The 25,911-nt window shown below is 76.2% G+C and carries 2 protein-coding genes; both read left to right on the top strand.

Annotation, left to right across the window (positions count from 1 at the left end; translation table 11 throughout):
- Positions 1–22: 22 nt before the first annotated feature.
- The gene (locus tag BFV98_RS07700; RefSeq protein ID WP_071095635.1) at positions 23–14,638 is read left to right on the top strand and encodes a type I polyketide synthase; all 14,616 of its coding nucleotides are present in this window, start codon (positions 23–25) and stop codon (positions 14,636–14,638) included.
- 41 nt (positions 14,639–14,679) lie between these two features.
- Positions 14,680–25,905 carry a type I polyketide synthase gene (locus BFV98_RS07695; RefSeq protein WP_071095633.1) on the top strand — a complete coding sequence of 3,742 codons (11,226 nt, stop codon included), beginning with the start codon at positions 14,680–14,682 and terminating at the stop codon, positions 25,903–25,905.
- The last annotated feature ends 6 nt before the right edge of the window (positions 25,906–25,911 follow it).

Here is a 25,911-nt window from a genome sequence, read left to right as displayed (position 1 = left end):
AACCCCGATACGGAGTGGCCCGATGCCCACTGAGGCAGAGTTCCTCGACTACCTCCGGCGTGCGACTGCCGACCTGCGCGACGCGCGTCGGCGGGTGCGCGAGGTGGAGGCCAAGGACCGCGAGCCGATGGCAGTCATCGGCATGGCGTGCCGGTTCCCGGGCGGCGTGTCCAGCCCGGCGGAGCTGTGGGACCTCGTCGACCGGGGCGGCGACGGGGTGGGCGACTTCCCGGCCGACCGGGGCTGGGACCTGGAGCGGCTCTTCGACGTCGACCCGGACAACCCGGGCACGTCGACCAGCAGCCAGGGTGGCTTCCTCTACGACGCGCCGCAGTTCGACCCGGGCTTCTTCGGCATCAGCCCCCGCGAGGCCCTGGCGATGGACCCGCACCAGCGGCTGCTGCTGGAGACCTCCTGGGAGGCGTTCGAGCACGCCGGCATCGACCCGCAGGCGCTGCGCGGCAGCCGGACCGGCGTCTTCGCCGGGGTCATGTACCACGACTACGCGTCGCGGGTGCTGGACCTGCCCGACGGCGTCGAGGGCTACATCGGCACCGGCAACTCCGGCAGCGTGGTGTCCGGGCGGGTGGCGTACACATTCGGGCTGGAGGGCCCAGCCGTCACTGTGGACACGGCGTGCTCGTCGTCGCTGGTCGCCGTGCACCTCGCCACGCAGTCGCTGCGCCAGCGGGACTGCGACTTCGCGCTCGCCGGCGGCGTCACCGTGATGTCCACCCCCGGCACGTTCGCCGACTTCTCCCGCCAGCGTGGCCTGGCCTCGGACGGCCGCTGCAAGTCCTTCGCCGCCGCCGCCGACGGCACCGGCTGGTCCGAGGGCGTCGGCGTGCTGCTCCTGCAACGGCTCTCCGACGCTCGCCGCGACGGCCGCCGGATCCTCGCCGTCGTGCGGGGCAGCGCCGTCAACCAGGACGGCGCCAGCAGCGGGCTCACCGCGCCCAACGGACCGTCACAGGAGCGGGTCATCCGGCAGGCTCTCGCCAACGCCCGGCTCTCGCCGGCCGACATCGACGTGGTCGAGGCGCACGGCACCGGCACCACCCTCGGCGACCCCATCGAGGCACAGGCACTGCTGGCCACGTACGGGCAGGACCGGGGCGACGGCGGGCCGCTCTGGCTGGGCTCGGTCAAGTCGAACCTGGGCCACACCCAGGCCGCCGCCGGTGCCGCCGGCCTGATCAAGATGATCGAGGCGATCCGGCACCGCACCATGCCCGCCACCCTGCACGTCGACGAGCCCTCCCCGCACATCGACTGGTCCGCCGGGCAGGTCTCGCTGCTGACCGAGGCACGCACGTGGTCGGCCACCGACCGGCCGCGCCGGGCCGCCGTGTCGTCCTTCGGCATCAGCGGTACGAACGCGCACGTCATCCTGGAGGAGGCGCCCGTCGACGACGCCCCGTCCACGGAGGAGGCCCCGTCCGCCGCCGAAGCGCCGGTGGCGCTTCCGCTCGCCCCGGTGTTCCTCTCCGCCCGTACGCCCGAGGCGCTCGCCGGGCAGGCCGGCCGCTGGGCCGACCACCTCGCCCGCGCCGACTCCCCGCGCCCGGTCGACGTCGCCGTCTCCTCGGTCAGTCGCGCGGGACTGGAGCACCGCGCGGTCGTCCTGGCCGGCGACGCGGACGACCTGCTCGCCGGGCTGCGGGCCCTCGCCGCAGGCGAGCCGGCCGGCACCGTCACCACCGGCGCGTCGGCGCCGCGCGGCCGGGTGGCCTTTCTCTTTTCCGGTCAGGGCGCGCAGCGCGCCGGTATGGGTCGTGAGCTGTACGCGGCCTTCCCGGTCTTCGCCGCGGCCTTGGACGAGGTGTGTGCTCACCTCGACCCGCTGCTGCCGCGCCCGCTGCGCGAGGTGCTCTTCGCCGGGGCGGGCACGCCCGAGGCGGAGCTGCTGGACCAGACGGTGTTCACCCAGGCGGGGCTGTTCGCCGTCGAGGTGGCCCTGTTCCGCCTGGTCGAGTCGTTCGGTGTCGCGCCGGACCTGGTGGCCGGGCACTCCATCGGTGAGATCGCGGCGGCGCACGTGGCGAGCGTGCTTTCCCTGGCCGACGCGTGCGCGCTGGTCGCGGCGCGGGGTCGGCTGATGCAGGCCCTGCCGGCGGGCGGCGGCATGCTCGCCGTGGCAGCCGACGAGGCCGCGGTGGCCGCCTCCCTGGCGGGGATGACCGGCCGGCTGGACGTGGCCGCCGTGAACGGCCCCGCCGCCGTGGTGGTGGCGGGCGACGCCGAGGCCCTCGACGAGGTGCAGCGGGTGTGGTCCGAGCGGGGCGTGCAGACCCGCCGCCTGCGGGTCAGCCACGCCTTCCACAGCGCGCGGATGGACCCGATGCTGGCCGAGTTCGCGGCCGTCGCCGAGGGGCTGACGTTCCGGCCGCCGACGATCCCGGTGGTGTCGAACCTGACCGGCCGCGTCGCCGACGCCGACCAGCTCTGCGACCCGGGCTACTGGGTGCGCCACGTACGCGGCACGGTGCGCTTCGCCGACGCCGTCGACTGCCTGCGCGCCGGGGACGTCGACACCTACCTCGAGGTCGGACCGAACGGCGTCCTGACCGCCATGGCGCAGAACTGCCTCGCCGAGCGCTCGGACGACGAACCGGCGCCCCTGCTGGTCTCCGCGTCGCGCCACGACCGCCCCGAGCCGCAGGCCCTCCTGGAAGCCCTCGCAGCGCTGCACGTGCACGGCGTGACCGTCGGCTGGGCGGACCTGCTCGGCCGGGCCGGCGGCCGGCACCTGGACCTGCCGACGTACGCCTTCCAGCACCAGCGCTACTGGCTGGAGCCGGCGGGCCGCTGGACGGACGTGTCCGGGGCGGGCCTCGGCGTGGCCGGGCATCCGCTGCTCGCCGCGGCCGTCTCCGTGGCCGGCGCGGACATGGTGGTGCTGACCGGCCGCCTGTCGACGTCGACGCACGCGTGGCTCGCCGACCACGTCGTCTCCGGCGCGGTGATCGTGCCGGGCGCCGCCCTGGTGGAGTTGGCGGTGCGGGCGGGTGACGAGGTGGGTGCGTCGCGGGTGCGGGAGTTGACCGTGGCCGCGCCGCTGGTGCTGCCGCAGGCGGGTGCGGTGCGGGTGCAGGTGCGCGTCGGCGCGGCCGACGAGACCGGCGTGCGATCGGTGACCGTGCACTCGCAGCCCGAGGAGGCCGCCGACCCGGAGTGGGTCCGGCACGCGGAGGGTGTGCTGGAGCCGGCGTCGGCCGACGAGCCGGGCGTGGGGGAGTGGCCGCCGGTCGACGGCGTCGAGGTGGACGTGGCGGGCTGGTATCCGGTGCTGGCGGAGCACGGCCTGTCGTACGGGCCGGTGTTCCGGGGGCTGCGCCGGGTGTGGACCGTCGGCGAGGACGTGTACGCCGAGGTGGCGTTGCCGGACGAGGTGGCCGGTGACGCCGCGGGGTTCGGCGTGCACCCGGCGCTGCTGGACGCCGCGCTGCATCCGATCGGGTTGCTGCCCGGCTTGGAGGGCTCGGGTGGGCCTCGGGTGCCGTTCGCGTTCGAGGGTGTGCAGGTGCATGCCTCGGGTGCGCGTGTGCTGCGGGTGCGGCTCACGCGCGCGGGCTCGGCGGTGCGTCTGGTCGCGTGCGACGAGTCGGGCGCGGCCGTAGTATCGGTCGACACCCTCGCCCTGCGCGAGCTGACCGGGGTGTCGTCGTCCCCGGACGCGTCGGCCCGGTCGCTGTTCGAACTCACCTGGCAGGCCCAGGAGGTCGCCCCAGCCGGGGACGCCTCCGGGTGGGCGCTGCTGGGCTCGCCCGCCGCCGCCGCCGACCTGCCGGCCGTCGCTGAGCTGCCGGTGTACGCCGACGTCGAGGCGGTCGCCGTGGCGTCGGGTGTGGCGCCGCGTCTGTTGCTGGTGCCGGCGGGTGGCCTGCGCCGGGCCCTTCACGTCGGGACGGAACCTGCTTCGGCCCCCGGTGAGATGCCCGCCGCCGCCGTCGACAACGGCCCCGAGTCGGTGCGGGCGGCGACGTCGCAGATGCTGGCGACGGTGCGGTCCTGGCTGGCGGCCGACGCGCTGGCGGAGTCGCGGTTGGTCGTGGTGACCCGGGGTGCGGTGTCGGTCGGGGACGGAGACCGGGTCACCGACCTGGCCGCAGCGGCGGTCTGGGGTCTGCTGCGCTCGGCGCAGTCGGAGCACCCGGGTCGCATCGTCCTGGCGGACGTCGACGGTGACGTGGACGCCGGGCTGCTGGATGTGCTGACTTCCGTGGCCGACGAGCCGGTGGCGTTCGGTGGTCAGGTCGCGGTGCGCTCGGGTGAGGTGTTCGTGCCGCGTCTGGTGCGTGCGGTCGCCCCGGCGTCGGTGGAGACGCCGGTCGTGGGTGACGGCGCGGTGCTGGTGACCGGCGGTACGGGTGCGCTCGGGGCGTTGGTCGCGGAGCACCTGGTGTCGGCGCATGGCGTGCGGTCGCTGGTGCTGGTGTCGCGTCGTGGCCCGGCGGCTGCGGGTGCCGGTGAGTTGTCGGAGCGGCTGACCGCGCTGGGTGCGTCGGTGCGGGTGGTCGCCTGCGACGTGACGGACCGGGATCAGGCGTCCGCCCTGGTGGCGGAGGTTTCCGCTGAGGGCCGGCTGGCGGGTGTGGTGCACACCGCCGGTGTCCTGGACGACGGCGTAGTCGAAGGGCTGACCGCCGAGCGGCTTCGTGCGGTGCTGGCGCCGAAGGTGTCGGCGGGTTGGTTCCTGCATGAGGCGACGGCGGGTCTGGATCTCGACTTGTTCGTGGTGTTCTCGTCGGTGGCGGGTGTGCTGGGTTCGCCGGGTCAGTCGGCGTACGCGGCGGGTAACGCGTTCCTCGACGCCCTGGCGGTCTACCGGCGGCAGCTCGGGTTGCCTGCCGTCAGCCTCGCCTGGGGCATGTGGGACACCGCCGGCATGGCCGCGTCCCTCGACGACGCCGACCGGGCGCGATCGGCGCGGGGCGGCCTCACCGCGATGAGCGCCGACACCGGGTTGCGCCTGTTCGACGCCGCGCTCACCGCAGACCGCCCCGCCTTGGTGCCCGCCGTGATCGACCTGGCCGCCCTCCGGGCCGCCGTCGGCACCGGCCCGGTGCCGCCGATGCTCCGCAACCTGATCGGTACGACCACGATCCGGCGCCAGGCGGGACAGGGCACCACCTGGGCGACCCGTATCGGTGGCCTGACCGCCGATGAGGCGCGCGCCCAGGTCGACGTGCTGGTACGCGGCCTCGTCGCGCAGGTGCTCGGGCACGGCGGGGCGGAGGCCGTGCCTGCCGACCGGGCGTTCCGCGAGCTGGGCTTCGACTCGCTGACCGCCGTCGACCTGCGCAACCGCGTGAACGCGGCCACCGGCCTGCGGCTGCCCTCGACGCTGGTGTTCGACTACCCGACGCCGCAGGCGCTCGCCGTCCACGTGCACGCCGAACTCGCCGGTGCCGCCGGCGGTCCCGCCGCGCCGGGCGTGCGGACCACCACCCGCGCCGACGAGCCGCTCGCCATCGTCGGCATGGCCTGCCGCTACCCGGGCGGCGTCGAGACGCCCGACCAGTTGTGGGCGCTGCTGGCCGCCGGCGGGGAGGGGATCGGGGAGTTCCCCACCGACCGTGGCTGGGACCTGGAGAGCCTCTTCGATCCCGATCCGGACCACCCCGGGACGTCGTACACCCGGCACGGCGGCTTCCTGTATGACGCGGGTGCGTTCGACCCGGCGTTCTTCGGCATCTCGCCGCGTGAGGCTCTGGCGATGGATCCGCAGCAGCGGTTGCTGCTGGAGGCGTCGTGGGAGTCGTTCGAGTCGGCCGGGCTGGACCCGCAGCGGTTGCGGGGCAGCCGGACGGGTGTCTTCGCCGGGGTGATGTACCACGACTACGCGACGCGGCTGATGGAGCTGGCCGGCGAGGTGGAGGGCTACGTCGGCACCGGCAACTCGGGCAGCGTGCTGTCCGGGCGGGTGGCGTACACGTTCGGCCTCGAAGGCCCTGCCGTGACCGTCGACACGGCCTGCTCGTCCAGCCTCGTCGCGCTGCACCTCGCCGCGCAGGCGTTGCGTTCCGGTGAGTGTGATCTGGCGTTGGCCGGTGGTGTGACGGTGATGGCGACGCCGGGGACGTTCATCGAGTTCTCCCGGCAGCGTGGTCTGTCGCAGGACGGCCGGTGCAAGTCGTTCGCCGCCTCGGCCGACGGCACCGGCTGGAGCGAGGGCGTGGGTGTCCTGCTCGTGCAGCGGCTCTCCGACGCCCAGCGGGAAGGCCGGCGCATCCACGCCGTCCTGCGTGGTACGGCCGTGAACCAGGACGGCGCGTCCAACGGCCTGACCGCCCCGAACGGCCCCTCGCAGCAGCGCGTGATCCACCAGGCCCTCGCGAACGCCCGCCTGACTCCGGCCGACGTGGACGCCGTCGAGGCACACGGCACGGGCACGACCCTCGGTGACCCGATCGAGGCGCAGGCTCTGCTGGCCACCTACGGGCAGGAGCGTCCGCAGGATCGGCCGTTGCTGTTGGGGTCGGTGAAGTCGAACATCGGGCACACGCAGGCGGCTGCGGGTGTGGCTGGTGTGATCAAGATGGTGTTGGCGATGCGGCACGGTCTGGTGCCGGCGACGTTGCATGTGGACGAGGCGTCGCCGCATGTCGACTGGTCGGCGGGGGCGGTGGCCCTGGCCACCGAGCCCACCCCGTGGCCGCGGGTGGACCGTCCGCGTCGGGCGGCGGTGTCGTCGTTCGGGATCTCCGGCACGAACGCGCACGTGATCATCGAGCAGCCGCCCGCCGAGGCGGTCGACGCACGCGCCGCCGACGGGCCGCGCGCCGGACTCGTACCCCTGGTGCTCTCCGCCGCGGACGCTCCGGCGCTGCGCGACCAGGCGGCCCGGCTGGGCGCGCACCTCGCGGCACACCCGGAGCTGGCGCCGGCCGACGTCGCACACGCCCTGGTCACCACCCGGACCGCGTTCGCGCACCGCGCCGTCGTCCTCGGCCGCGACACAGTCGGCCTGACGCGCGCCTTGGAGTCGTTCCACCTCGGCGGGGCCACCGCCGTCACCGGCGTCGCCGCGCGAGGCACCGACCCGATCCTCGTCTTCCCCGGCCACGGCGACCCGTGGCCCGCCGCGACGGTCGAGCTGCTGGACCGGGCACCGGAGTTCGCCGCCGTGATCGCCGCCTGCGAGGCGGCCCTCACCCCCCACGTGGACTGGTCGCTCACCGCCGTGCTGCGCGGTGCCGACGGTGCCCCGCCCGCGACGGACCCCCGGGTGACGCACCCCGTCCGGTGGGCCGTGGCGGTTTCGCTGGCCCGCTGGTGGCGTTCGCTCGGCGTCCGGCCCGCCGCCGTGGTCGGGCACGCCCACGGCGAGGTCGCGGCCGCCTGCGTGGCCGGCGCGCTGTCGCTGGAGGACGCGGCGAGGACGATCGCCCTCGGCAGCCGGGCCGACGCCGACCCGGACGCGCTGGCCGGGACCACCCTCGGGGCGGCCGAGGTGCCGCTGTACTCGGCCGTGACCGGCGGACGGGTCGACACCGACGGCCTCGACGCCGCCCGGTGGTACCGGGAACTGTCCGCCGACGCCGACGCCGACGCCGACGCCGACGCCGACGCCGACGCCTTACGCGTCCTGCTCGACGAGGGCCACCGGGTCTTCCTCGAGGCCGCTCCCGCGTCCGTGCTCGCCGCCGGGATCCGCGAGAGCGCGCGGGCCGACGACGCCGTCGTGGTGGCCGCCGAGGACACCCTGGCCGGTGGCTGGCAGCGCATGCTGACGGTCCTCGCCGGGCTGCACGTGCACGGCGTGCCGGTCGACTGGACGGCGATCCTGGGCGCCCCCACCGGCCCGCCGGTCGCGCTGCCCACGTACGCCTTCCAGCGCCAGCGCTACTGGCCGCAGCCGACGTCAGCGACCGCCCCCGCCCTCGCCGTCGCCGACGAGGCGGACCGGAAATTCTGGGAGGCCGTGGAACGCGCCGACGCACAGGCGCTGGCCGCCGCGATGCGCATCGACGAGGCCACGGCCCGCTCCCTCGACCCCGCGCTGCCGCTGCTCTCCTCGTGGCGCCGGCGCCGCCGCGAAGAGTCCACCGTCGACTTGTGGCGCTACCGGGTGACCTGGAAGCCGCTGACCGTCGCGGAGGCCACCCTCGCCGGCACCTGGCTGCTGGTCGTGCCAGCCGCCGGCGTCGAGCACCCCCTGGCCGACGGCGTCGCCCGGGTGCTGGGCGAGGGCGGGGCCGAGGTCGTCCGGATCGACGCGACGGAGCCGGACCGGCAGGCGCTTGCCGACCGGCTCGCGCGTACCGGTGGGCCCGTCGCCGGCGTGCTCTCGCTGCTCGGCCTGGACGACGCGCCGCACCCGGCCCACCCGGTCGTCCCGGCGGGCCTCGCCGCCACGTACGCCCTGGTCCAGGCCCTCGGCGACGCCGGAATCACCGCGCCGCTGTGGTGCGCCACCGCCGGCGCGGTCTCGACCGGCCGGGCCGACCAGCTCGACCGCCCCCGGCAGGCGATGCTCTGGGGGCTCGGCCGGGTGGTCGCCCTGGAGCACCCGGACCGCTGGGGTGGCCTCGTCGACCTGCCCACGACGCTGGACCCCCGGGACCGGGCCCGGCTCGTGGCGGTGCTGGCCGGCGTCGACGCCGAGGACCAGCTGGCGCTGCGCCCCTCCGGGGTGTTCGCCCGGCGACTGGTCCGGGCCCGCACCGACCGGACGGCGACCGGGGACTGGCGTCCCGCCAGCGGCGCCGTCCTGGTCACCGGCGGCCTCGGGTCGATCGGGGCCCAGGTCGCGCGCTGGCTGGCCCGCGAGGGCGTCGGCGAGCTGGTGCTGACCGGCCGCCAGGGGCCCGCCACGCCCGGCGCCGACGCGCTGGCCGACGAACTGCGCGCCGCCGGCGCCACCGTCACCGTGGCCGCCTGCGACGTCGCGGACCCCGCCGCCGTACGGGCCCTCGTCGAGCGGCTGGCCGGGCAGGGCACCCGCGTCGGGGCCGTGTTCCACACCGCGGGCGTGGCCCACGCCGCGCCGGTCGCGGCCACCGACGTGGCCGACCTCGCCGACGCCCTGCGGGCCAAGGTGGCCGGCGCGGTGAACCTGGACGAGGCGTGCGGCGACGACCTGTCGGCGTTCGTGCTCTTCTCCTCCGGCGCGGGCGTCTGGGGCGGCGGGCACCAGGGCGGGTACGCCGCCGCCAACGCCTTCCTCGACGCGCTCGCCGAGGACCGGCGACGGCGCGGCCGGGCCGCCACCGCCATCGCCTGGGGCGCCTGGGACGGCGGCGGCATGGTCGACGCCGAGGGCGCCGCCGACCAGATGTTCCGCTCGGGCGTCCGGGCCATGCGCCCCGACCTCGCGGTCTCCGTGCTGGCCGGGGCGCTCGACGACGGCGACACCACGCTCACCGTGGCGGACATCGCCTGGGACCGGTTCCTCCAGACCTACACGCTGGCCCGCCCCCGGCCGCTGATCGCCGACGTCCCCGAGGTGGCGCAACTGCTCGCCGCCGGGCAGCGCGACGCCGACCCGTCCGACACGGCCTCGCCGCTGCGCGGCCGGCTGGCCGGCCTCGCCGCACCGGAGCGCCGCCGGGTCCTGCTCGACCTCGTACGGGTCCACGCGGCGGCGGTGCTGCGGCTGGCCTCGCCGCAGGCGCTCGCTGCGGACCGGTCGTTCCGGGAGATCGGCTTCGACTCGCTCAGCGCCGTCGAGATGCGCAACCGGCTCGCCGAGGCGGTGGGGCTGAACCTGCCGGCGACCCTGGTGTTCGACCGCCCGACGCCCGACGCCCTCGCCGAACACCTGGCGGGCAGGCTCGCGGGCGACGACAGCCCGGCGGCGGTTCCCACCCGGGCCGCCACCGCGCTGGACGAGCCGATCGCCATCGTCTCGATGAGCTGCCGCTACCCTGGCGGCGTCGCCGGCCCCGAGGACCTGTGGCGACTCGTCGTCGAGGGGCGCGACGGCATCGCGGAGTTCCCGGCCGACCGGGGCTGGGACCTGGCGGCCATCTACGACCCCGACCCCGACCGGCCCGGCACCTCGTACGTGCGGGAGGGCGGCTTCCTCACCGACGCCGCCGGCTTCGACGCGGCCCTGTTCGGCATCTCCCCGCGCGAGGCGATGGTGATGGACCCGCAGCAGCGGGTGCTGCTGGAGAGCGCCTGGGAGTTGTTCGAGCGGGCCGGCACCGCGCCGGCCGACATGCGGGAGACCAACACCGGCGTCTTCGTCGGCACCAACGGCCAGGACTACGCGACGCTGCTGATGGCCGCCCGGGTCGAGACCGAGGGCTACCAGGCCACCGGCAACGTCGCCGCCGTCATCAGCGGTCGGCTGGCGTACCACTTCGGGTTGCAGGGCCCGGCCGTCAGCGTCGACACCGCCTGCTCGTCGTCGCTGGTGGCGCTGCACCTGGCCTGCCAGTCCCTGCGGCAGGGCGAGTGCGACGTCGCGGTCGCCGGCGGCGTGACGGTGATGGCCACCCCCGGCCCGTTCCTCGAGTTCGCCCGGCAGCGTGGGCTCGCCCTCGACGGCCGGTGCAAGTCGTTCGCCGGGGCCGCCGACGGCACCGGCTGGGGAGAGGGCGTCGGCCTGGTGATGTTGCAGCGGCTCTCCGACGCCCAGCGCGACGGCCGGCGGATCCTTGCCGTCGTCCGCGGCTCGGCCATGAACCAGGACGGCGCCAGCAACGGCCTGACCGCGCCCAACGGGCCCGCCCAGGAGCGGGTGATCAACCAGGCGCTGGCCAACGCGCGGCTGACCGCCGCCGACGTGGACGCCGTCGACGGGCACGGCACCGGCACCCGGCTCGGCGACCCGATCGAGGCGCAGGCGCTCCTGGCCACGTACGGGCGGGACCGGCCCGCCGACCGGCCGCTGCTGCTCGGCTCGGTCAAGTCGAACATCGGCCACACCCAGGCCGCCGCCGGGGTCTCCGGCGTGATCAAGATGGTGCTGGCGCTCCAGCACGACCTGCTGCCGCCCACCCTGCACGTGGACGAGCCGTCGCCGCACGTGGACTGGTCGGCGGGTGCCGTCGCGCTGCTGACCGAGGCGCAGCCGTGGCCGGACGTGGAGCGGCCTCGCCGGGCCGCCGTGTCGTCGTTCGGGGTAAGCGGCACCAACGTGCACGTCATCCTCGAACAGGCGCCGGCCGCGCCGCCGGCCGACACCGGCACGCCCCGCCCCGCCGCCGGGCCGCCGGTGCTGCCCTGGGTCGTCTCGGCCGACACCGCCGACAGCCTGCGGGCCCAGGCGGCCCGGCTGGCCGACTGGCTGCCGCAGACCGCCGCGTCCGCCGCCGACGTGGCCCGGGCACTGGCGACCGGACGGTCCCCGCTGCGGCACCGCGCGGTGCTGCTCGCCGAGGACGCCGACGCCGCCCTCGGCGGCCTGCGGGCCCTCGCCGCCGGGCAGGAGCACCCCGGGCTCACCCGGGGCGTCGCCGAGCCCGGCGGGGCGCTGGCGATGCTCTTCTCCGGCCAGGGCGCCCAGCACGCCGGCATGGGCCGCCGCCTGTACGAGACGTTCCCCGTCTTCGCGGCGGCCGTCGACGAGGCGTGCCAGCACCTGGACGCGTACCTGCCGCGGCCGCTGCGCACGGTGCTGTTCGCCGAGCCCGGCACCGCCGAGGCCGACCTGCTCGACCAGACGGTCTTCACCCAGGCCGGGCTCTTCGCCGTCGAGGTGGCGCTGTTCCGGCTGCTCGAACACTGGGGGATCCGGCCCGACTTCGTGGCCGGGCACTCCGTCGGGGAGATCAGCGCGGCCCACGTCGCCGGGGTGCTCGACCTGCCCGACGCCTGCGCGCTCGTCGGCAACCGGGGCCGGCTGATGCAGGCCCTGCCCGCCGGCGGCGGGATGCTGGCCGTCGCCGCGCCCGAGGTTGACGTGCTGCGGGCGCTGGACGGCACGCCGGGACAGGCGGCCGTCGCCGCCGTGAACGGGCCGGCCGCCGTCGTCGTCGCCGGCGCCGACGAGGCGCTGGCCGGGTTGGCCGCCCACTTCGCCGACCTCGGCGTACGCACCAAGCGGCTGCGGGTCAGCCACGCCTTCCACAGCCCGTTGATGGAGCCGATGCTCGCCGAGTTCGCGGCCGTCGCGGCGACCCTGTCGTACGCCCCGCCGACGGTGTCGCTGGTGTCGAACCTGACCGGCGCGGTCGTCGACGCCGAGCAGCTCTGCACCCCCGGCTACTGGGTGCGCCACGTCCGGGAGGCGGTCCGCTTCGCCGACACCGTCACCCACCTGCACGCCCACGGGGTGACCCGGTTCCTGGAGGTCGGGCCGGACACCGTGCTGACCGCACTGACCGCCGACGCGCTGCCGGTGGACGCCCCGATCGTCGTGACCGGCGTGCAGCGGCCCGGCCAGGACGAGGTGACCACCCTGCTCGGCGCGGTGGCCGAGCTGTACTGCCACGGCATGCCCGTACGTTTCCCGGCGCTGCTTCCCGGTGGCGGCCACGTGGACCTGCCCACGTACGCGTTCGCCCACCAGCGGTTCTGGCCGACCCTCGACGCGGCGCCGGGGCCCGCCCCCGCCACCACCCCCGACGACGTCGACTCGGCGTTCTGGCGGGCCGTGGCATCGGGCGACGGCGACGAACTCGCCAGCCGGCTCGGACTCGACGCGGACCGGCCGCTGCGGAAGCTGCTGCCGGACCTGGACCGGTGGCGGCGCCGGCAGCGGGAGGACACCCTCGCCGGCGGCTGGCGCTACCGGATCACCTGGCGTCCGCGGGCCCTCGCGGCGGGCGCCGTCGAGGGCACCTGGACCCTTGTGCACAGCGGCACCGGCCAGCCGGTCGCCGACCGGCTCGCCGAACTGCTCACCGCCCGTGGCGGTGACGTGCGGCAGATCGTCGTCGATCCGGCGACGATCGACCGGAGCGCGCTCGCCGGGCGGCTCGCCGCCGCGGCGCCCGCCCGGATCGTGTCGCTGCTCGCCCTCGACGAGCGGGCGCACCCCGAGCGCCCGGCCGTGCCGCTGGGCCTGACCGCGAACCTCGCCCTCGTGCAGGCGGTCACGGACGCCCTGCCCCCGGCACCGTTGTGGCTGCTCACCCGGCAGGCAGTCGCCACCGGCGCCGACGACCCCGTCGCCCGCCCCGCCCAGGCCACCACGTGGGGCCTCGGCCTGGTTACCGCGCTGGAACACCCCCGGCACTGGGGTGGCCTGCTGGACCTGCCCGCCACCCTGGACACCGCCGCCGCCGAGGGAGTCCTGGCGGCCCTCACCGCCGCCGGCGACGAGGACCAGCTCGCGGTGCGCGAATCCGGGACGTACCTGCGGCGGCTGGAGCGCGCGCCCCGCGCCGAGGCACCGGCCGGCTGGCAGGCACCGGACACCGTCCTGGTCACCGGCGGCACCGGCGCCGTCGGCCGGTACGCCGCAGGCTGGTTCGCCCGGCACGGCGCGCGGCGACTGCTGCTGGTCAGCCGGCGCGGCGCGGCCGCCCCCGGGGCCGACGAGGCGGTGGCGGAACTGGCCGCCCTCGGCGCCGAGGCCCGGGTGCTGGCCTGCGACCTGGCCGACCGGGACGCCGTCGCGGACCTCGTGCGCTCCCTGCGCGCCGACGGCGAGACCGTGCACGCGGTGGTGCACGCCGCCGGGGTGGGCCGGCTCAACCCGGTCGCTGCCGTGGCCGAGGCGGAACTCGCCGACGTCGTCTCCGGCAAGATCGCCGGCGCCCGGCACCTCGGCGAGTTCCTCGACCCGGAGCCGCTCGACCTGGTCGTGCACTTCTCCTCCATCGCGGCCGTCTGGGGCGTCGGCGACCACGGCGCGTACGCCGCCGGCAACGCCTTCCTGGACGCCTGGGCGCAGTCCCGGCCTGCCGGGCGGGCCCGGCACCTCTCGGTGAACTGGGGCCCCTGGGCCGGCGGCGGCATGGTGACCGACGCGCACGCCGCGGCCATGAGCCGGCGCGGGGTGTCCCTGCTCGACCGGGAACCGGCGATGGCCGCCCTGCGCGCCGGCCTCGACGGCGACGACACCGCCCTCACCGTCGCCGACATCGACTGGGACCGCTTCGCGCCGGTGTTCGCCTCCGCCCGGCCCCGGCCGCTGATCAGCGAGATCGCCGAGGTGGCCGCCCAGGCCGCGGCGGCGCGTGCCACCGCCGAGGAGGGCGACCAGGTCGCCGGCGAACTGCGCAAGCGGCTCGGCGAGCTGTCGCAGGCCGAACAGGTACGGCTGCTGGTCGACCTCATCCGCACCGCCGCGGGCGAGGTCATCGGCCACGACACCCCGTACGCGGTGGAGGCCGGGCGGCCCTTCCGGGACCTCGGCTTCGACTCGCTCACCGCCGTGGAGCTGCGGGGCCGGCTGGCCCGCTCGACCGGGCTGAGCCTGCCCAGCTCGGTGGTGTTCGACCACCCGACCCCGCAGGCGCTGGCCGAGCACCTGCGGGCCGAACTGCTCGACGAGGCGTCGGTGGAGGCGCTGCCCACCCTCGCGGAGCTGGACCAGTTGGAGAGCGCCCTCGCGCTGCGCGACCCGGACGACATCGGCCGGGTGCGGATCACGATGCGCCTGCACAGCCTGCTCGAACGGCTCGGCGTCGCGGAGGAACGCCGGGAGGAGACCGCCGAGGTGGCCGGCCGGCTGCGGGCGGCCAGCAACCAGGAGCTGTTCGACCTCATCGACCAGGACCTCGGGCTCTCCTGAGCCGTACGGGGACCTGCGGTGTCACGAGAAAGCGAGATGTCATGGCGGACGAAGAGCGGCTGCGCGAATACCTGACGCGCGTCGTCGCCGAGCTGCAGCAGACCCGCCAACGGCTGCGCGAGGTCACCGCCGAGGAGTCCGAGCCGGTGGCGATCGTGGCGATGAGCTGCCGCTACCCGGGCGGCATCAGCTCGCCTGAGGAGCTGTGGGAGTTCGTCTCGTCCGGCGGGGACGCCATCGGCGACTTCCCCACGGATCGCGGCTGGGACCTGAAGCGGCTCTACCACGCCGATCCGGACAACGCCGGCACCTCGTACACCACGGCCGGCGGGTTCCTGCGCGACGCGGGGGAGTTCGACGCCGCGCTGTTCGGCATCTCGCCGCGCGAGGCGGTCGCCATGGACCCGCAGCAGCGGCTGCTGCTGGAGGTCACCTGGGAGCTGTTCGAGCGCGCCGGCATCGCCCCGCTGTCGCTGCGCGGCAGCCGCTCCGGCGTCTTCGTCGGCACCTCCGGGCAGGACTACGCCGCCGTGCTGCACCGGGCGCCCGGCGTCGAGGGGTACGTGCTGACCGGCACCGCCGCCAGCGTGGTCTCCGGCCGGCTGGCGTACACGTTCGGGCTGGAAGGCCCGTCGGTCACCGTGGACACCGCCTGCTCGTCGGCGTCCGTCGCCATCCACCTCGCCTGCCAGGCGCTGCGTCAACGCGAGTGCGGCCTCGCCCTGGCCGGCGGCGCGACCGTGCTGGCCACCCCCGGCCCGTTCGTCGAGTTCTCCCGGCAGCGCGGCCTCGCCGCCGACGGCCGGTGCAAGTCGTTCGCCGCCTCCGCCGACGGCACCGGCTGGTCCGAGGGCGTCGGCATGCTGCTGCTGGAACGGCTCAGCGACGCCCGCCGCAACGGCCACCCCGTACTCGGCGTCATCCGCAGCTCGGCGGTCAACTCCGACGGCGCGTCCAACGGGCTCACCGCCCCCAACGGCCCGTCCCAGCAGCGGGTCATCCGGCAGGCCCTGGCCGGCGCGAAGCTCACCCCCGACCTGGTCGACGTGGTCGAGGCACACGGCACCGGCACCACCCTCGGCGACCCGATCGAGGCCCAGGCGCTGCTCGCCACGTACGGCCGGGAGCGGGGCGACGCCGCGCCGCTGCTGCTCGGCTCCATCAAGTCGAACATCGGCCACACCCAGGCCGCCGCCGGCATCGCCGGGGTGATCAAGATGGTGGAGGCGATGCGGCACGGCATCGTGCCGGCCACCCTGCACGTCGACGAGCCCACCCCGCACGTGGACTGGGCCGCCGGAGCGGTCACCCTGGTCACCGAGGCCACGCCGTGGCCGGCCGTGGACCGGCCGCGCCGGGCGGCCGTCTCGTCGTTCGGAATGAGCGGCACCAACACCCACCTCATCCTCGAGCAGCCCGAGCCGGCCGGCGCCGAGGCGGACCGCCCGGCGGCGCCCGCGCCCGCGCCGGTGCTGCTCACCGGCCGCACCCGCACCGCCCTGCGCCGCCAGGCCGAGCGCTGGTCGGCCTGGCTCGCCGACGACCCGGACGCACGTCCGGCCGACGTCGCCCGGACGTCTGTGCTCTCGCGCTCGCCCCTGGAACACCGGGCGGTCGTCCTCGCCGACGACCGCGACGGCCTGCTCGCCGCCCTGCACGCCCTCGCCGACGACCGGCCCGCCCCCGGCCTGGTCACCGGCGCCGCCGCCGAGCGGGGCGGGGTCGCGTTCCTCTTCTCCGGCCAGGGTGCCCAGCGCGCCGGCGCCGGCCGGGAACTGTACGAGGCGTACCCGGTCTTCGCGGAGGCGCTCGACGAGGTCTGCGCCCACCTCGACCACCGGCTGCCCCGGCCGCTGAAGCCGCTGCTGTTCGCCGGGCCCGGCACCGCCGAGGCCGACCTGCTCGACCAGACCGTCTTCACCCAGGCCGCGCTGTTCGCCGTCGAGGTGGCGCTGCACCGGTTGCTCGGCTCCTGGGGACTGGCCCCCGACATGGTCGCCGGGCACTCCGTCGGCGAGCTGACCGCCGCCCACGTGGCCGGCGTGCTCAGCCTCGACGACGCGTGCGCCCTCGTCGCCGCCCGGGGGCGGCTCATGCAGGACCTGCCCACCGGCGGCGCGATGCTCGCCGTGGCCGCCGACGAGGCCCGGGTCGCCGAGTCGATCGCCGCGCTGACCGACCGGGTCGCCGTCGCCGCCGTCAACGGCCCCGACGCCGTCGTCGTCTCCGGCGAGGCGGCGGCCATCGACGAGCTGGCGGGACTCTGGACCGACCGGGGGGTGCAGGTGCGGCGGCTGCGGGTCAGCCACGCCTTCCACAGCCCGCTGATGGAGCCGATGCTCGCCGAGTTCGCCGCCGTCGCGGCCCGGCTCGACCTGCGCGCCCCCACCCTGCCGGTGGTGTCCAACGTGACCGGTGAGCTGGCCGACCCGGCGCAGCTCACCGACCCGGACTACTGGGTGCGCCACGTCCGGGAGGCGGTCCGCTTCGCCGACGGCGTACGCGCCCTGCGCGCCCACGGCGTCGGTACCTTCGTGGAGGTCGGACCGGACGCAGTGCTCACCGCCGGCGTCCAGGAGACCCTCGCCGGGACCGAGACCGAGACCACCGACGCGGCCCCCGCCGTGGTGGTTCCGGTGCTGCGCCGGGACCGCCCGGACCGCCGTACCCTGCTCGCCGCCCTCGCCCAGCTCCACGTCGCCGGTACGCCGCCGCGCTGGGCGGACGTCCTCGCGGACCTGCCCGGCCGGCTCGTCGACCTGCCCACCTACCCGTTCGAGCGGCAGCACTACTGGGTGCCGGCCGAGGCGCCCGCCGACGACACCACGACGGGCGGGGCCGGCGCGCTCGACCGGCGGTTCTGGGCCGCCGTCGAACGCGCCGATCTCGACGCGCTGCGCGACACCCTCGCCGTCACCGACACCGCCGCCGCCGAGTCGCTGCGTACCCTGCTGCCCGTCCTCGCCGACTGGCGGCGGCAGCGGCAGGAACACTCGGTCCTCGACGGCTGGCGGTACCGGGAGGAGTGGCAGGTGGCCCCCGAGCCCGCCCCCGCCCGGCTGACCGGCACCTGGCTGCTGGCGCTGCCCGCAGCCGACGCGGACAACCCGGCGGCGCGGGCCGTCCGGGCTGCGCTGACCGACGCCGGCGCCGACGTGCGGCCCCTGACCGTCGAGCCGGACGCCGACCGGGCGGCCCTCGCGGCAGCCCTCGCCGGCACCGAGCCCGCCGGCGTCGTCTCCCTGCTCGCCGGGGAACCGCGCACCGGCGGCACGGTCCTGCCCGGCCTGACCGCCACCCTCGCGCTCGCGCAGGCGCTCGGCGACGCCGGCGGGGCCACGCCGCTGTGGCTGGTCACCCGGGGCGCGGTCGCCGCCGCCTCGTACGACCGGCTCGTCGACCCGGCGCAGGCAGCGATCTGGGGCCTCGGCCGGGTCGTCGGCGTCGAGGCGCCGCACCGCTGGGGCGGCCTGGTCGACCTGCCGTCCGACCCCGACGACCGGGCCGTCGCCCGGCTCGCCGCGATCCTCACCGGATCGACCGGCGAGGACCAGCTGGCGGTACGCGGCCCCGGGGTCTTCGCCCGCCGCCTCGTCCGCGCCGCCCTCGGCGACCGTACGCCGGCGCGCCGGTTCACGCCCACCGGCACCGCAGTGGTCACCGGCGGCACGGGCGGGCTCGGGGCCCGCGCCGCCCGCTGGCTCGCCGCCGCCGGAGCCGAACACGTCGTGCTGGTCAGCCGGCGCGGGCCCGACGCCCCCGGCGCGGCCGCGCTGGAGGCCGAGCTGACCGCCCTCGGGACCAGGGTCACCGTCGCCGCCTGCGACATCGCCGACCGGGCCGCCGTCGCCGACCTGCTCGACCGGGTCGAGGCCGCCGGCCCGCCGGTGCGTACGGTCGTGCACACCGCCGGCGTCGCGCAGGCCACCCCGCTGGCGGAGGTCACCCCCGCCGAACTGGCCGAGGTCACCGCCGGCAAGACCGCCGGGGCCACCCACCTCGCCGACCTGCTCGCCGACCGGGAACTGGACGCCTTCGTCGTCTACTCGTCCATCGCCGCCACCTGGGGCAGCGGCGGGCAGGCCGGATACGCGGCCGGCAACGCCTACCTCGACGCGCTCGTGCAGCGGCGGCGCGCCGACGGCCGGTCCGGCACCGCCATCGCCTGGGGGCCCTGGTCCGACGGCGGCATGCACGCCGCCGACGCCGAACGGAACCTGCGCCGTCGGGGCCTGCCCGCCATGGACCCGGCCGTCGCCACGGCCGCGTTGCAGCAGGCCCTCGACCACGACGACGTCACCGTGACGGTGGCCGACGTGGACTGGGCCCGGTTCGCCCCCGCGTACGCCTCCGCCCGCCGCCGGCCACTGCTAGAGGGCGTACCGGAGGCGCGGGCCGCCCTCGACGGCGGCGCCGCAGCCGACGACGGCGACGACGGCCCGGCGGCGACCCTGCGCCGGCGCCTCGCCGCGCTGGCACCGGCCCGACGCGAGGAGACCGTCGCCGAGATGGTCCGCGAACTCGCCGCCGACGTGCTCGGCCACGACGGCGGGGCCGCCGCCGTCGGCGCGACCACCGCGTTCCGCGACCTCGGCTTCGACTCGCTGACCGCTGTGGAGCTGCGCAACCGGCTCGTCGCCGCCACCGGGCAGGCGCTGCCCACCACCCTGGTCTTCGACCACCCGACCCCGGCCGTGCTGGCCCGCTTCCTGCTCACCGGCCTCTTCGGCGCCGGCGCCGCGGCGGTTCCGGACGCCGCCCCGGCCGCCGTGGGCGACGACGAGCCGGTGGCCGTCGTCGCCATGGCCTGCCGCTACCCCGGCGGCGTCAACGACCCCGAGCAGCTGTGGCGCCTCGTCGCCGACGGCGTCGACGCGATCGGAGACTTCCCGACCGACCGGGGCTGGGACCTCGACCGGCTCTACGACCCCGACCCGGCCAACCCCGGCACCACGTACGCCGACAAGGGCGGCTTCCTGCACGCGGCGGGCGAGTTCGACCCGGGCTTCTTCGGGATCTCGCCCCGCGAGGCGGCGGCGATGGACCCGCAGCAGCGGTTGTTGCTGGAGGTCTCGTGGGAGGCGGTCGAGCGGGCAGGGGTTGAGCCTGGGGTTCTTCGGGGTTCGCGAACAGGGGTGTTCGTGGGCACGAATGGTCAGGACTATGGGGCCCTGCTCATGGCTGCGGGGGAGCAGGCCGAGGGGTTCGGGGCCACGGGGAACGCCGCGAGTGTGGTGTCGGGTCGGGTGGCGTACGCGTTGGGGTTGGAGGGGCCGGCGGTGTCGGTGGACACGGCGTGTTCGTCGTCGTTGGTGGCGTTGCACCTGGCGGTGCAGTCGCTGCGGCGTGGCGAGTGCGACCTGGCCCTCGCCGGTGGCGTCACGGTCATGGCCACCCCCGGCACCTTCTTCGAGTTCTCCCGGCAGCGGGGCCTGGCGGCCGACGGCCGGTGCAAGGCGTTCGCGGCGGGTGCCGACGGCACGGGCTGGGGTGAGGGTGTTGGTGTGCTGGTGGTGGAGCGGTTGTCGGACGCGCGGCGTAACGGTCACGAGGTGCTGGCGATCGTGCGGGGCAGTGCGGTCAATCAGGATGGTGCGTCGAACGGGCTGACGGCCCCGAACGGTCCGTCGCAGCAGCGGGTGATCCGCCAGGCGCTCGCCGGTGCCCGGCTGGGCAGCGCGGATGTCGACGTGGTGGAGGCGCACGGTACGGGCACGACGCTGGGTGACCCGATCGAGGCGCAGGCCCTGCTGGCGACCTACGGGCAGGGCCGCGAGGGACACGAGCCGCTGCTGCTCGGCTCGATCAAGTCGAACATCGGCCACACCCAGGCCGCCTCGGGTGTCGCCGGTGTGATCAAGATGGTGCTGGCGATGCGGGAGGGCGTGGTCCCGGCGACGCTGCACGTGGACGAGCCGTCGCCGCACATCGACTGGACCTCCGGTGCGGTGGAGCTGGCGACGCAGTCGCGGCCGTGGCCGGCGGTGGAGCGGGCGCGTCGGGCGGCGGTGTCGTCCTTCGGCATGTCCGGCACGAACGCCCACGTGATCATCGAGCAGGCCGACGAGCTGTCCGTCGCTCCGGTCGAGCACGGCCCGGGCCTGGTGGCCTCCGATGTCGTGGTGTGGCCGGTGTCGGCGCGGTCGAAGGGCGCGCTCGCGGGGCAGGCGGCCCGCCTGGCGGACTTCCTGCGCGGTCGCGGCGCCGGCGGCGCCGGGCACCTCCAGCGGGCCAACGAAGCCGTGGTGGATGTGGCGGCGGTGGGCTGGTCCCTGGCTACGACCCGGTCGGCGTTCGATCACCGTGCCGCTGTCGTCGGGTCGGGCACTGAGGAGTTGCTGGCGGGGCTGGAGGCCCTGTCCGCCGGTACCCCGGCGGGGAACCTCGTGACGGGTGCGGTTTCCGGCACCGGTGCGGGTGTGGTGTTCGTGTTCCCGGGTCAGGGTGCGCAGTCGGCGCGGATGGCGGCCGGCTTGGTGGGTCGTGCGCCGGTGTTCGACGCGCGTCTGGCGGATTGCCAGCGGGCCCTGGCCCCGTACCTGGATGTCGATCTGGTGTCGGTGTTGACCGGTGAGGACGAGTCGTGGTTGGAGCGGGTGGAGGTCGTGCAGCCGGTGCTGTGGGCCGTGGGTGTGGCCCTGGCGGCGGTGTGGCAGCACGCCGGGGTCACCCCGGCGGCGGTGGTCGGTCACTCGCAGGGCGAGATCGGCGCGGCGTGCGTGGCCGGGATCCTGTCTCTGGAGGACGCGGCGAAGGCCGTGGCCCTGCGCTCGCGGGCGCTGACGGTCCTGCGGGGCACCGGCACGATGGCGTCGGTCGACCTGTCGGCGGAGGCGGTGGCCGAGCGGCTGCCGGCGTTCCCGGGTGTCGGGGTGGCGGCGGTGAACGGTCCGTCGACGGTGGTGGTGTCGGGTCCGCCGCGGCCGGTTGCCGATCTGGTGGAGGCGTGCCAGGCCGACGGTGTGCGGGCGCGGTTGATCCCGGTGGACTACGCGTCGCACTCCGTGGCGGTGCAGGATGTCGCGGAGCAGTTGCGCGCGGATCTGGCGGGCGTGAGCCCTCAGGCCGGTCACACGCGGCTGGTGTCGACGCTCACCGGGGACTGGGTGGACCCGTTCTCGATGTCGGCGGACTACTGGTACGACAACCTGCGGCAGACCGTCCAGTTCGACGCCGCCGTCCGGGTGGCCGTCGCCGCCGGGCACACCACGTTCGTGGAGATTTCCCCGCATCCGGTGCTGGCGATGCCGGTGACGGCGATCCTGGACGACGTCGGCGTGAGCGGGCACGTGCTGGGCAGTCTGCGGCGGGGTGACGACGACGCGACGCGGCTGCTGACGAATCTGGCCACCGCCCACACGATCGGCCTGCCCGTCGACCTGACGGCCGTACTCGCCGAGACCGGCACCGTCGCGCTGCCCACGTACGCCTTCGAGCACGGACGCTACTGGCTGGACGCCCCCGCGCACCGCGTACGTGACGTCGGCTCCGCCGGCCTCCAGGACATCGGGCACCCGCTGCTCAGCGCGGCCGTACCCGTCGCCGACGACCGGACGGTGGTGCTGACCGGGCGGCTGTCGGTGCGTACCCACCCGTGGCTGGCCGACCACGCCGTCGGCGGGGCAGTGATCGTCCCCGGCACCGGCGTCATCGACATGGTGGTCCGGGCCGGCGACGAGGTCGACGCCGGCCAGGTGGGCGACCTGACGCTGATCAACCCGCTGGTGCTCCCCGCGACCGGCGCGATGCAGGTGCAGGTCCGCGTGGGCCCGCCCGCCGACACCGGCGAGCGGAGCGTCACAGTGCACTCCCGCCCCGAGGAGGACGCCGACGCCGAGTGGACCCGGCACGCCGAGGGCCTCCTGCTGCCGCAACTGCCCGACCCGGCCGCCGTACCAGGGCAGTGGCCGCCGGCCGGTGCCGTCGAGATCGACGCCGACCTGGACGCCTGGTACGCACAGATGGCCGAGGGTGGCCTCGGCTACGGCCCCGCCTTCCGAGGGCTGCGCCGGGTGTGGCGCGGCGACGGCGAGGTCTACGCCGAGGTGGCCCTCCCCGAGGAGGCGAGCGCCGACGCGTCCCGCTTCGGGCTGCACCCGGCCCTGTTCGACGCGGCCCTGCAGGCCAGCGGGGTCACCGCCCTGCTCGGCGACCCGGCGGACACCTCCGGGGCGGGCTGGATGCCGTTCGCCTTCCGCTCGGTCGCCCTGCACGCCCACGGGGCCACCCGGCTGCGGGCGCGGCTGCGCTCCCTCGGCCCGGACACCGTCGCGGTCACCCTCGCCGACACCGCCGGCCAGCCCGTCGCCACCGTCGAGTCGCTGACGTTCCGCCCCGTCGCCGCGGGGCGGGCCGACGAGGCGGCCGCGCTGCGCCGCACCTCGGTGTTCCACCTGGACTGGACGCCGCTGCCGGGTGCCGACGCGGCGGCGGGGCAGACGGTCAGCTGGGCGCTGCTCGGCGACGACACCCTCGGCCTCACCGGTGCGCTCACCGCCGCCGGGCACCCGGTGCGGTCCCACGCCGACCTGGCGGCGCTGGTCGCCGAGATCGGGGAGTCCGGGGACGTACCCGATACGGTGCTGGACCTGTGCTCCGGCGCGGAGCCGGACCCGCAGCGCGCCGGCGAGGCCGCGCACGACGCGGCCCGCGACGCGCTCGCGCTGGTGCAGCAGTGGCTGGGCGAGTCCCGGCTGGAGCGGTCCCGGCTGGTCCTGCACACCCGGGGCGCGGTCGGCGCGGCCCCGGGCGAGGCCCCCCGCGACCTGGCCCGGGCGAGCCTGTGGGGACTGGTCCGCTCCGCGCAGTCCGAGCACCCCGGCCGGTTCACGCTGCTCGACACCGACGACGACGCCGCCTCCCTGGCGGCCGTCCCGGCGGCCGTCGCCTCCGGCGAGCCGCAGCTCGCGCTCCGCGACGGCGCGCCGCTCGTGCCGCGGCTGACCCGGGCCCGCGACGCCGGGGTGCTGCCGCTGCCCGCCGGCGAGGTGCCATGGCGCCTCGACGTCACCGAGAAGGGCACGCTGGAGAACCTCGCCCTGCTGCCCGGCCCCGAGACGGCCGGGGAGCTGCCGGCGGGCCACGTCCTGGTCGGGATGCGCGCCTCCGGGCTGAACTTCCGCGACGTGGTGCTGGCCCTCGGCATGGTCCCCGACCAGGAGGTGCTGGGCAACGAGGGCGCCGGTGTGGTGCTCGGCGTGGGGCCGGGCGTCACCGACCTCGCCCCCGGCGACCGGGTGACGGGCATCTTCTCCGGCTCGTTCTCCTCGGCGGCGGTCACCGACCGCAGACTGCTCACCCGCATCCCCGACGGCTGGTCCTACACCGACGCCGCCGCCGTGCCCGTGGTCTTCCTGACCGCCTGGTACGGGCTGGTGGAGCTGGCCCGGCTGCGCGCGGGCGAGTCAGTGCTCGTCCACGCGGCGGCCGGCGGCGTCGGCATGGCCGCCGTGCAGATCGCCCGCCACCTCGGCGCGGAGGTCTACGGCACGGCCAGCCCCGGCAAGTGGCCGGCGCTGCGCGCCACCGGCTTCGACGACGCGCACCTCGCCTCCTCCCGCAGCCTCGACTTCGCCGACGAGTTCGCCCACCGCACCGGTGGCCGGGGCGTCGACGTGGTGCTCAACGCCCTGCGCGGCGAGTACGTCGACGCGTCGCTGCGGCTGCTCGCCGACGGCGGCCGGTTCGTCGAGATGGGCAAGACCGACAAGCGCGACCCGCAGCAGGTCGCCGCCGACCACCCGGGCGTCAGCTACCAGGTCTTCGACCTCATCGAGGCCGGCCCCGGGAAGATCGGCGCGATGCTGGGCGAACTGATGGCGCTCTTCGCCGCCGGTGCGCTGCGGCCCCTGCCCCGGCGCACCTGGGACGTCCGGCGCGCCCCCGAGGCGTTCCGCTTCCTCAGCCAGGCCCGGCACGTCGGCAAGCTCGCCCTGAGTATCCCGCAGACGCCCCGGCTCGACGGCACGGTCCTGGTCTCCGGGGCGACCGGCACCCTCGGCGCGCTGCTCTGCCGGCATCTGGTCACCGCGCACGGCGCCCGGCAACTGCTGCTGGTCAGCCGGCGCGGCCCGGACGCCGAGGGCGCCGACGACCTGCTCGCCGACCTCAAGGCCCTCGGCGCGGACGTGTCGATCGTCGCCGCCGACCTGGCCGACCCGGACGCCGTGGCGGACGTGCTGTCCACGGTGGACCGGCGCCACCCGCTGCGCGCCGTCGTGCACGCCGCCGGCGTCCTCGACGACGCCACCGTCGAGTCGCTCACCCCCGACCGCCTCGCCGCGGTGCTGCGGCCCAAGGTCGACGTGGCGTGGAACCTGCACCGGGCCACCCTCGGCCACGAGCTGAGCGCGTTCGTGCTCTTCTCCGCCGCCGCGGGCGTGTTCGGCGGTCCCGGCCAGGGCAACTACGCCGCCGGCAACGCGTTCCTCGACGCCCTCGCCGAGCACCGGCGGGCCCTCGGCCTGCCGGCCGTCGCGCTGGCGTGGGGCCGCTGGGCGCAGGCCAGCGGCATGACCGGTCACCTCGACTCGGCCGACATCCGCCGCCTCGACCGGGGCGGCATGGCCGCCCTCTCCGACGCCGAGGGGCTCGCCCTGTTCGACGCGGTCTGGCGCTCGGAGCGGGCGACCCTCATGCCCGCCAAGATCGTCACCGGCGTGGCCGCGCCCGGGTCGCCCGTACACCCGCTGCTGACCAACCTGGTCCGCGCCGCCGGCCGCCGGGCCGCGGCCGGTGCGGCCACCGACGGGCAGGCGTACGCCGAGACGCTGCGCGCCCTGCCCGACGACAAGCGGGCACGCGCCCTGCGCGACCTGGTGCTGTCGCAAGTGGCGGTCGTCCTCGGCCACGGCGACCCGGCCGGCATCGAGCCGACCCGGGCGTTCCGGGAACTCGGCTTCGACTCGCTCACCGCCGTCGAGCTGCGCAACCGGCTCGGCGCGGCCACCGGGCTGCGGCTGCCGGCGACGCTGGTCTTCGACAACCCGACGCCCGAGGCGCTCGCCGCCCACCTGGGCGGGCAGTTCGTCCCGGCGACCTCGGCGGGCGAGCCGTCGGGGGCGGGCCGGGAACTCGACCGGCTGGAGGCGGCGCTCGTCGGGCTGGACCCGGCCGACGACGAGTTCCGCCGGATCACCGACCGGCTGCACGGCCTGCTGGGCCGGCTGACCGAGCGGCAGGCGGACGCGGACGGCGACGACGACCTGGAGTCGGCCACCGCCGCGAACATCTTCGACCTGATCGACCGCGAGCTGGAGACGTCGTGACCACCA

Origin of the sequence: Micromonospora sp. WMMB235, assembly GCF_001855515.1 — a bacterium.
GTDB classification, from domain to species: domain Bacteria; phylum Actinomycetota; class Actinomycetes; order Mycobacteriales; family Micromonosporaceae; genus Micromonospora; species Micromonospora aurantiaca.
The sequence above is the reverse complement of the archived record's forward strand: the minus strand, read 5'-3'. Positions and strand labels throughout refer to the sequence as shown.